This window comes from Elioraea sp. Yellowstone, from assembly GCF_006704265.1.
Lineage (GTDB): Bacteria > Pseudomonadota > Alphaproteobacteria > Acetobacterales > Acetobacteraceae > Elioraea.
Window position 1 is genome coordinate 1 of sequence record NZ_VIKA01000112.1, and the last position, 10,346, is coordinate 10,346.

Annotated in this window: 7 protein-coding genes and 1 riboswitch; of the genes, 4 read left to right on the plus strand and 3 right to left on the minus strand. The window is 72.8% G+C overall.

Annotation, left to right across the window (positions count from 1 at the left end; all coding sequences use genetic code 11):
* The 3 genes from FK498_RS14010 to ilvD form a co-directional block, all read left to right on the plus strand.
* The coding region (locus FK498_RS14010; RefSeq protein WP_141855567.1) for a DUF2497 domain-containing protein at window positions 1–228 on the plus strand (228 nt) is incomplete at its 5' end.
* 160 nt (window positions 229–388) lie between these two features.
* On the plus strand, window positions 389–3,061 hold the full coding sequence (locus FK498_RS14015; protein WP_141855578.1) for a valine--tRNA ligase: 2,673 nt from the start codon (window positions 389–391) through the stop codon (window positions 3,059–3,061).
* Between the two features lie 32 nt (window positions 3,062–3,093).
* Complete coding sequence (ilvD, locus tag FK498_RS14020; RefSeq protein ID WP_141855569.1) at window positions 3,094–4,818, plus strand: dihydroxy-acid dehydratase; 1,725 nt, start codon at window positions 3,094–3,096, stop codon at window positions 4,816–4,818.
* A gap of 126 nt (window positions 4,819–4,944) precedes the next feature.
* Here the strand turns inward: ilvD and metE are convergent, their stop codons facing one another.
* The 3 genes from metE to erpA all read right to left on the minus strand — a co-directional run bounded on the left by metE (window position 4,945) and on the right by erpA (window position 8,955).
* Window positions 4,945–7,257, minus strand: coding sequence for a 5-methyltetrahydropteroyltriglutamate--homocysteine S-methyltransferase (metE, locus tag FK498_RS14025; RefSeq protein ID WP_141855571.1), 2,313 nt, complete (start codon window positions 7,255–7,257; stop codon window positions 4,945–4,947).
* 42 nt (window positions 7,258–7,299) lie between these two features.
* Window positions 7,300–7,514, minus strand: a riboswitch (cobalamin riboswitch).
* Window positions 7,515–7,822: 308 nt separating this feature from the next.
* The gene (xth, locus tag FK498_RS14030; protein ID WP_141855573.1) at window positions 7,823–8,593 is read right to left on the minus strand and encodes an exodeoxyribonuclease III; all 771 of its coding nucleotides are present in this window, start codon (window positions 8,591–8,593) and stop codon (window positions 7,823–7,825) included.
* A gap of 11 nt (window positions 8,594–8,604) precedes the next feature.
* Window positions 8,605–8,955 (minus strand): iron-sulfur cluster insertion protein ErpA, encoded by a 351-nt coding sequence (erpA, locus tag FK498_RS14035; RefSeq protein WP_141855575.1) that lies wholly within the window; start codon window positions 8,953–8,955, stop codon window positions 8,605–8,607.
* A 105-nt stretch (window positions 8,956–9,060) separates the two neighbouring features.
* On the opposite strand from erpA, the gene FK498_RS14040 reads away from it, so the two are divergent.
* Window positions 9,061–10,203, plus strand: coding sequence for a deoxyguanosinetriphosphate triphosphohydrolase (locus FK498_RS14040; protein ID WP_141855576.1), 1,143 nt, complete (start codon window positions 9,061–9,063; stop codon window positions 10,201–10,203).
* The last annotated feature ends 143 nt before the right edge of the window (window positions 10,204–10,346 follow it).

Consider the following 10,346-nt stretch of genomic DNA (forward strand, 5'->3'; position numbering starts at 1 on the left):
GCCGCGACCGCCGCCGGCGCTTCGCTCGCCGCGCTGCGCGCCGCCACCGGCGCGGCCGCCGCCGCGCCCGCGCGGCCCGAGACGCTGGTGGGCTACGCCAACCTCACGCTCGAGCAGATGGTGCGCGAGGAGATCCGCCCGCTGCTCAAGGCCTGGCTGGACGAGAACCTGCCGCCGCTGGTCGAGCGGCTGGTGAAGGCCGAGCTCGAGCGCATCGCGCGCGGCTGATCCGCGCGGCGGTGCGCGTCAGCCGCACGCCGGCGAGGCGTCCGGCGGATCGCCGGGCAGGGCAGGATTTCCGCCTTGCCGGCTTGACGCCCAGGCACGCGGCGCGGCCCAATCCCGCCCCCGCGCAGGAGACCCCGTGGAAATCGCCGTTCCGTCCGCCATGCTCGACAAGACCTTTCCGCACGCCGAGGTGGAGCGCCGCCACTACGCGCGCTGGGAGGCGTCGGGCCTCTTCTCCGCGCGGCCCGAGAGCAAGGCACGGCCCTACTGCATCGTCATCCCGCCGCCGAACGTCACCGGCTCGCTGCACATGGGGCACGCGCTCAACAACACGCTGCAGGACGTGCTGATCCGCTGGCGGCGCATGGCCGGGGACGATGCGCTGTGGATGCCGGGCACCGACCATGCCGGCATCGCCACGCAGATGGTGGTGGAACGGCAGCTCGCCGAGCAGGGGATCAGGCGCCAGGATCTCGGTCGCGACGAGTTCGTCCGCCGCGTCTGGCAGTGGAAGGAGCAGTCGGGCGGCACGATCACCGCGCAGCTCCGCCGCCTCGGCGCCTCGCTCGACTGGCCGCGCGAGCGCTTCACCATGGACGAGGGGCTCTCCCGCGCGGTGACGGAGGTGTTCGTCAGCCTCTACCGCCAGGGCCTGATCTACCGCGCCAAGCGGCTGGTGAACTGGGACCCGAAGTTCCACTCCGCGATCTCCGACCTCGAGGTCGAGAACCGCGAGGTGAAGGGGCATCTCTGGCACATCCGCTATCCGATCGAGGGCGAGGAGGGCCGCTTCATCGTCGTCGCCACCACGCGGCCCGAGACGATGCTGGGCGACACGGGTGTCGCCGTGCATCCCGAGGACGACCGCTTCCGCGATCTCGTCGGGCGGCACGCGATCCTGCCGCTCGTGGGCCGGCGCCTGCCGATCGTCGCCGACGCGCACTCCGACCCCGCCAAGGGCTCGGGGGCGGTGAAGATCACGCCGGCGCACGACTTCAACGATTTCGAGGTCGGCCGGCGGCACGGCCTCGAGGTCGTCAACATCCTCGACCGCGACGCGAGGCTGCTCGACGATCCGCTGATCCCGGCGCCGTATCGCGGGCTCGACCGGTTCGAGGCGCGCAAGCGGATCGTCGCCGACCTGGAGGCGGCCGGGCTGATCGAGAAGATCGAGCCGCATACCCACACCGTGCCGCACGGTGATCGATCCGGTGCCGTGATCGAGCCCTACCTGACCGACCAGTGGTTCGTGGACGCCAAGACGCTGGCCGCCCCCGCGATCGCCGCGGTCGAGCGCGGACGGACGCAGTTCGTGCCGCGCCAGTGGGAGAACACCTTCTTCGCCTGGATGCGCGACATCCAGCCCTGGTGCATCTCGCGCCAGCTCTGGTGGGGCCACCGGATCCCGGCCTGGTACGCGCCGGACGGCGCGATCTTCGTCGCCCATGACGAGGCCGAGGCGAGGCGTCTCGCCGCCGCGGCCTGCGGACACGAGGTCGAGCTCCGGCGCGACCCCGACGTGCTCGACACCTGGTTCTCCTCGGCGCTCTGGCCGTTCTCGACGCTCGGCTGGCCGGAGAGGACACCCGAGCTTGCGCGCTACTACCCCGGCGAGGTGCTGGTCACCGGCTTCGACATCATCTTCTTCTGGGTCGCGCGGATGATGATGATGGGGCTGCACTTCATGAACGACGTGCCGTTCCGCACGGTGTACGTCCACGCGCTGGTGCGCGACGAGCGCGGCCAGAAGATGTCGAAGTCGAAGGGGAACGTGATCGATCCCCTGGAGCTGATCGAGAGGTACGGCGCGGACGCGCTGCGCTTCACGCTCACTGCCATGGCCGCCCAGGGGCGCGACGTGAAGCTGTCGCCGCAGCGGGTGGAGGGCTACCGCAACTTCGCCACCAAGCTGTGGAACGCTGCGCGGTTCTGCCAGATGCATGGCTGCGTGCCGGTGCCGGGATGGGCCCCCGCCTCGGCGCGGGCGACGCTCAACCGCTGGATCCTCGGCAGGCTCGCCGAGGCCGCGCGGGCCGCCACCGAGGCGCTGGAGCAGTTCCGCTTCGATGCCTACGCGAACGAGCTCTACCACTTCGTCTGGGGAACGTTCTGCGACTGGTACCTCGAGCTCGCCAAGCCCGCGCTCGCGGGAGGCGACGCGGCGCTGCGGGAGGAGACGCGCGCGGCGGCCGCCTTCGTGCTGGATGCGACGCTCGCGCTCCTGCACCCGGTGATGCCCTTCGTCACCGAGGAGATCTGGCACGCCATGGCCGACCGCGGGCCGGGACCCTGCGAGGGACGGCGGACCCTGATGGTCGAGCCCTGGCCCGATCCGGGGTCCCTGCCGCGCGACCCGGCGGCCGAGGCGGAGGTGGAGTGGGTGGTGCGGCTGATCTCCGAGGTGCGCGCGATCCGCAGCGAGAGCGGCGTGCCGCCCGGCCGCGCGATCCCGCTCGCGCTCAAGGACGCGGCGCCGGCGACGCTCGCGCGGCTTGACCGCTGGCGCGAGCCGGTCCTGCGGCTTGCGCGCCTCTCCGAGGCCGCGCCGCTCGCGGGCGAGGTGCCGAGGGGGGCCGCCCAGGCGGTGCTGGACGAGGCGACGCTGGTGCTGCCGCTCGCCGACGTGATCGACCTCGCCGCCGAGCGCGCGCGTCTCGCCAAGGAGATCGCGCGCCACGCGGACGAGTTGAGGCGGCTCGACGCGAAGCTCGCGAACCCCGACTTCGTCGCGCGCGCAGCCGAGGAGGTGGTGGAGGAGAGCCGCGAGAAGCGCGCGGCCGCGGCCGCGGCGAAGGCGCGGCTCGAGGCCGCGCTCGCGCGCCTCGCGGTGTGACGGCGATCGATCGAGGGGAAGGGGAACGCCCGATGACAGGACAGACCTGGGACAAGAGCCGCCTGCCGAGCCGGCATTCGACCGTCGGGCCGGGCCGCGCGCCGCACCGCAGCTACTACTACGCGATGGGGCTCTCGAAGGAGGAGATCGCGCAGCCCTTCGTCGGCGTCGCCACCTGCTGGAACGAGGCGGCACCCTGCAACATCGCGCTCGCCCGCCAGGCGCAGAGCGCCAAGCGCGGCGTGGCCGAGGCCGGCGCCACCCCGCGCGAGTTCTGCACCATCACCGTGACCGACGGCATCGCGATGGGGCACCAGGGGATGAAGTCCTCGCTCGCCTCGCGCGAGGTGATCGCGGACTCGATCGAGCTCACCGTGCGCGGCCACGGCTACGACGCGCTGGTCGGGCTCGCGGGCTGCGACAAGACCCTGCCCGGGGTGATGATGGCGATGCTCAGGCTCAACGTGCCATCGGTGTTCATGTATGGCGGCTCGATCCTGCCCGGCAAGTTCCATGGCCGCGACGTCACCGTGCTCGACGTGTTCGAGGCGGTCGGCCAGCACGCCGCCGGCCGGATCACCGATGCGGAGCTCGAGGAGCTCGAGCGCGTCGCCTGCCCCGGCGCCGGCGCCTGCGGCGGCCAGTTCACCGCCAACACCATGGCGATGGTCTCCGAGGCGATCGGGCTCGCGCTGCCCGGTTCGGCCGGCGCGCCCGCGCCGGTCGAGGAGCGCGACGTCTATGCGCTGCGCTCGGGCCAGGCCGTGGTGGAGCTGATCCGCAAGAACATCCGCCCGCGCGACATCGTCACCCGCGAGGCGCTGGAGAACGCCGCCGTCGTGGTCGGCGCCACCGGCGGCAGCACCAACGCCGCGCTGCACCTGCCGGCGATCGCGCACGAGGCGGGGATCCGCTTCACGCTGCGCGACGTGGCTGCGATCATGAAGCGCACCCCCTATATCGCCGACCTCAAGCCCGGCGGGCGCTACGTCGCGGCGGATGTGCATCGGATCGGCGGCGTGCCTGTGGTGATCAAGGCGCTGCTCGACGCGGGCCTGCTGCACGGCGACTGCCTGACCGTCACGGGCAGGACGCTCGCCGAGAACCACAAGGACGTGGTGTTCCCGACCGACCAGGACGTGGTGCGGCCCGTGTCGAACCCGCTCTCGCCCACGGGCGGGGTGGTCGGGCTGTTCGGCAACCTCGCGCCGGACGGGGCGATCGTGAAGGTCGCGGGCATGAAGTCGCTGCGCTTCGAGGGCCGCGCGCTCTGCTTCGACTGCGAGGAGGACGCCTTCGCGGCCGTGCAGGCGCGCGCCTACCAGCCCGGCGACGTGATCGTGATCCGCTACGAGGGACCGAAGGGGGGGCCGGGGATGCGCGAGATGCTCTCCACCACCTCGGCGATCTACGGCCAGGGCATGGGCGACAAGGTGGCGCTGATCACCGACGGGCGCTTCTCCGGCGCGACGCGCGGCTTCTGCATCGGCCATGTCACGCCCGAGGCGGCGGTGGGCGGGCCGATCGCGCTGCTGCGCAACGGCGACCGGATCGTGATCGACGCCGAGAAGGGCACGCTCGAGGTCGATCTCTCGGGCGAGGAGCTCGACCGGCGCCGGGCGACATGGCAGCCGCGCGAGACGATCTACACCTCGGGCGCACTGTGGAAATACGCCCAGCTCGTCGGGCCGGCGCACGAGGGCGCGGTGACCCATCCCGGCGCGCGCGCCGAACGGCACGTCTACGCGGATCTGTAGCGCAGATCCCGATCAGGCGGACTCACCTGATCGGATGAAGATGCGCACCGGAGAACGCCGGAGCCGGTTCCGACCCGCCGGAACCGGCTCCAGCCGCGCGCCGTCCGCCTCCGGCGGTGCCGCCGGTCAGCCCGGCGCCATCTCGGCGCGGATGCGGCGGGCCGCCGCGACCATGTTGGCGAGCGCCGGGCGCACCTCCTCCCAGCGCCGGGTCTTCAGCCCGCAATCCGGATTGACCCAGAGCCGGTCGGCCGGGATGCGGCTCCTTGCGACCGCGATCAGACGCGCCATCTCCTCGACCGTCGGCACACGTGGGCTGTGGATGTCGTACACGCCCGGGCCGATCTCGTTCGGATATTCGAACGAGACGAAGGCGTCGAGCAGCTCCATGCGGCTGCGCGCCGTCTCGATGCTGATCACGTCCGCATCCAGCGCGGCGATCTCGGCGATGATGTCGTTGAACTCGCTGTAGCACATGTGGGTGTGGATCTGGGTGGCGTCGTCCGCGGCGCCGGCAGCGAGCCGGAAGCAGTCCACCGCCCAGGCGAGATAGTGCGGCCGGTCGGCGCGCCGCAGCGGCAGGCCCTCGCGCAGGGCCGGCTCGTCGATCTGCACGATGCGGATCCCCGCCGCCTGCAGATCGGCCACCTCGTCGCGGATCGCCAGCGCAAGCTGGCGGCAGACGGTCTCGCGCGGCAGGTCGTCGCGCACGAAGGACCATTGCAGCATCGTCACGGGGCCGGTGAGCATGCCCTTGACGGGCTTCGCGGTGAGCGACTGGGCGTAGGCGGCCCAGGCGACGGTGATCGGCGCGGGACGCGCGACATCGCCCCAGATGATCGGCGGGGCGACGCAGCGGCTGCCGTAGGACTGCACCCAGCCGTGCCTGGTGACGGCGAAGCCGGTCAGTCGTTCGCCGAAATACTTCACCATGTCGTTGCGCTCGAACTCGCCGTGCACCAGCACGTCGAGGCCGATCTCCTCCTGCCAGGCGATCGCCTCGGCGATCAGGCGCTTCATCGCCGCTTCGTACTGCGCATCGTCGATGCGGCCGGCGGCATGGTCGGCGCGCAGTCGCCGCACCTCCTCGGTCTGGGGAAAACTGCCGATCGTGGTGGTGGGCAGGGGGGGCAGCGGGATGCTGAGCCGCTGCGCTGCGCGGCGCACGGCGTAGGGGCTCGCCCGGCCGGCGCGCTCGGCGGCAACGAGGCGACGGGCGACCGCCGCGTCGTGCACGCGGGCCGAGCGCCGGCGCGCCTCGATCGCGGCGTCCGAGGCCCGGAACGCCGCGGCTGCCGCTGGCTCTCCCTCCTCGAGGGCGCGCGTGAGGGCAGCGATCTCGGCGAGCTTCTGCACGGCGAAGGCGAGCTGTGCCTTCACCTCCGGATCCAGCGCGTCCTCGGCGTCGAGGTCGATCGGGACGTGCAGGAGCGAGCAGGACGGCGCGACCATGAGCCGACGCGTGCCGCGCCGCTGCGCGACCAGCCGCAGGGTCGCCAGAGCGGCGCGCATGTCGGCGCGCCAGACATTGCGGCCGTCGATCACGCCGAGCGAGAGCCAGAGCTGTTCGGGGGCACGCTCCAGCACCGCCTCGAGGTCGGCGCCGCCGCGCACGAGGTCGAGATGCAGCCCGGCCACGGGCAGGGCCAGCGCGGTCGCGAGGTTGTCGGCCATGGGTCCGAAATAGCTCGCGACCAGCAGGGAGAGTTTCGGGGCGGCCGCGGCGAGCGCGGCATAGGTGCGGGTCAGCGCGGCGCGGTCGTCGTCCGTCAGATCGAGCGCAAGACAGGGCTCGTCCATCTGCACCCAGATCGCGCCGGCTTCGGCCAGTCCGGCGAGGATGGCGCCGTAGACGGGCACCAGCGTGTCGATCAGCGCGAGCGGGTCGGAGCCATCCTCGCTCTTCGCGAGCTTGAGGAACGTGACAGGCCCGAGCAGCACCGGGCGGGTGCGCAGGCCGTGCGCCAGCGCCTCCTCGAAGGCGGCGCGCGGCCGGTTCTCGGTCAGCACGAAGCGCTGATCCCGCCGCAGGACGGGGACGAGGTAGTGGTAGTTGGTGTCGAACCACTTGGTCATCTCGAGCGCGGGCAGGCCGGGGGCTATGCCCGCGGCGGCTTCGGCGGCGGTGCCGCGCGAGCCGCGGGCGAGCGCGAACATGGTCGCGCAGGAGACCGGCCCACCGTCCCAGCCGTAGCCGGGCGGGATCGCGCCGAGCATGCAGGCGGTGTCGAGCACGTGGTCGTAGAGCGCGAAGTCGTTGCAGGGGACGTGGCTGATGCCGAGGCGGCGCTGGCGGTCCCAGTGGGCGGCGCGGAGGCGGGCGGCCTCGGCGAGGAGGTCGGCCTCGGCGAGGCGGCCGGACCAGTGCGCGTCGAGCGCGGTCTTGAGGGCGCGGCGTTCTCCGATCCTGGGAAAGCCGAGATTGGTGGCGATGGCCATCGTGCGGGTGCTCCATGCGCCGGTCCACCCCGCCCGGCGGTGAGGTTGCGGGTGCGTGACGGCAGGTCTCCTGGCTTGCGGGTCGTCGAGGCGGCGCCGACCTTCCCGGGACGCGTCCCAGTGGTTGCCCGCGCGGGGCGAGGCGCGGCCTCTCGCCGCTGACAGTTGCGGGGGCAGCCGCCGACTGACCCCGCGGGGGGTTGCACGGCGTTCCCTCTTGCGCCGGCTCGCGCCGGACCATCACACATATAAACATATCCTGATATATCTGGATCAATCAAGCATGGCAGCCTGACAGGGCGGAACCGCCCCCTGTGCGACCGCAGCCCGCCACGCGTCGCGCCCCTCGCCGAGGCCAGTGTGCGGGCGCCGGGCCGGAAACACGCCACGCCTCCCAGTTGCGGCCGCGACCCGCGCGGCCGGCCGATGCCGGAACCCGGCTGCTCAGGCCTGAGATGAGCCCTGGGAGATGCCCGCGTCCCGGATCAGCGATCCGGCCTCCCCGTCCCGCCGGCTCCCGCCACGACGACCTGCCGCCGAGGGCCGATCCCTCGGCGGGTGGGGATCACGCCGCCAGGGCGCACCAGACCGGCGTGTGGTCCGAAGGGCTGTCCTTGCCGCGCAGGCCGCGATCCACCGCGCAGGCGGCGAGCCGCTGCGCGGCGTGCGGCGAGAGCAGCAGGTGGTCGATGCGCATGCCGTGATCGCGCAGCCAGGCGCCGGCCTGGTAGTCCCAGTAGGTGTAGCCCGCCTCGTCGGGATGAAGCGCGCGGAAGGCGTCGGTCCAGCCCTGCCAGAGGATCGTCCGCCAGGCGGCGCGACTCTCCGGCTGGAGCAGCGCATCCGCCGCCATCGCGCGCTCGTCCCACACATCGAGCGCGGTCGGGCAGACGTTCCAGTCGCCGCCGAGCACCACCGCGCGCTCCTCCGCGAACAGCGCCGCCGCGTGCGCGGCCATACGCCGCATCCAGGCGAGCTTGTAGGCGAACTTCTCGCCGCCCACCGGATTGCCGTTCGGCGCGTAGAGCGAGGCGACCACCACGTCGCCGATCTCGGCTTCAAGATAGCGCGCCTGCGCGTCGTCCTCTCCCGGCAGCCCATGCCGGCGCAGGGTGGCCTTGGTGCGGCTCAGGATCGCCACCCCGTTGTAGCCCTTCTGCCCGGCGACGAGGGCATGATAGCCGGCCTCCTCCACCTCCGGCCGCGGGAACCCCTGCTCCTCGACCTTCAGCTCCTGCAGCAGCACCACCTCGGGCGCGTCCTCGGCGCGCAGATAGTCGAGCAGGTGGGCCTTGCGCGCGCGCACCGAGTTGACGTTCCAGGTCGCGATCCTCACCGCGCGGCCGGTCAGATCGAGAACGAGGTGCCGCAGCCGCAGGAGGCGGTGGCGTTCGGGTTGCGCACGGTGAAGTGGGCGGCGATCAGCCCGTCGTCGTACTCCACCTCCGCCCCGGCGAGCAGGTCGAGCGAGACCTCGTCCACCACCAGCTTCACCCCGTCGCGCTCGAACACATGGTCATCCTCGTTGAGCGTCGCATCCAGCGCGAAGCCGTACTGGAACCCCGAACAGCCGCCGCCCGAGACGGTGAGCCTGAGCATCAGCGCCGGGTTGCCTTCGGCGGCGATGATCTCGGCCAGCCGGCGCGCGGCCGAGGCCGAGAGCGTGACGATGCGCGGCGGCGCGTCGAGCGTGTCCATCAAGGCACCTCCGCCGGGAAAGATCGGCACGCCCGGCCACGGTGTCAAACGCGGTGACCGCGCGCCGTTGCGCCGCGGCGGTGCCGGGGAGGATGATCCGCGCCGATGTCCGCCCGCTACCCTCACCCGCTCGCGCCCTGGGCCGTGCCGCCCGACCGCACCCGCGGCCGCCAGTTCCCCGAACGGCCGAGCGAGGGCCGCGGCCCGTTCCAGCGCGACCGCGACCGGATCATCCACGCCACCGCCTTCCGCCGCCTCAAGCACAAGACCCAGGTCTTCGTCGCGCATGAGGGCGACCACTACCGCACGCGGCTGACGCACTCGCTCGAGGTGGCGCAGATCGCCCGGTCGATCGCGCGCCGGCTGGCGCTGAACGAGGATCTCGCCGAGGCGCTGGCGCTCGCCCACGACCTCGGCCATCCGCCCTTCGGCCATGCCGGCGAGGAGGCGCTGAACCAGGCCATGGCGGCCGAGGGCGGCTTCGACCACAACGCCCAGGCGGTCCGCGTGGTGACGGTGCTCGAACGCCGCTATCCGGGCTTCGACGGACTGAACCTCACCTGGGAGACGCTCGAGGGCCTGGCCAAGCACAACGGCCCGGTCGCGGCGCCGCATCCGCGACTCGCCGCGTTCTGCGCAGCGTTCGATCTCGAACTCGACTCCTGGCCCTCGGCCGAGGCGCAGGTCGCGGCCCTCTCCGACGACATCGCCTACACCAACCACGATCTCGACGACGGGCTGCGCGCGGGAATGTTCGCGCTCGACGAGCTGCGCGCCCTGCCGCTTGCCGGCGCGGCGATCGCGGAGGCCGAGGCGGCCTATCCGGGAATCGCGCCGGATCGGCTCCAGCACGAGATGATCCGCACCCTGATCGGCGCGATGGTGGACGACGTCGTCGCCGAGGCCCGTGCGCGCCTGGAGGGCGCCGCTCCCGGCTCGGTCGAGGCGGTGCGCGCGCTGGGTGCGCCGGTGGTGGCGTTCTCGGCGCCGATGGCGGCGGCGAACGCGGAGATCAAGGCGTTCCTGATGGCGCGCATGTACCGCCATCACCGCGTCAACCGCATGACCGCCAAGGCGCGCCGCGTGGTGCGCGAGCTGTTCGAGGCGTTCCGCGCCGATCCCGGCTGCCTGCCGGCGGAGTGGCAGGGCGGGGACGTGACCTCGGTCTGCGACTACGTGGCCGGGATGACCGACGGGTATGCGCTCGACGAGCACCGGCGGCTCTTTGACGTGACCACCAGAGCCTGACAGAAGGGCGGGGGGGGGGGGGGGGCCCCCCCCCCCCCCCCCCCCCGGGGGGCGGGGCCGCCCGCGCGGCGGGCGCCCCGCCCGGGGGGGGGGGGGGGGGGGGGGGGGGGGGGCGGGCCCCCCCCGGGGGTTGGGGGGGGGGA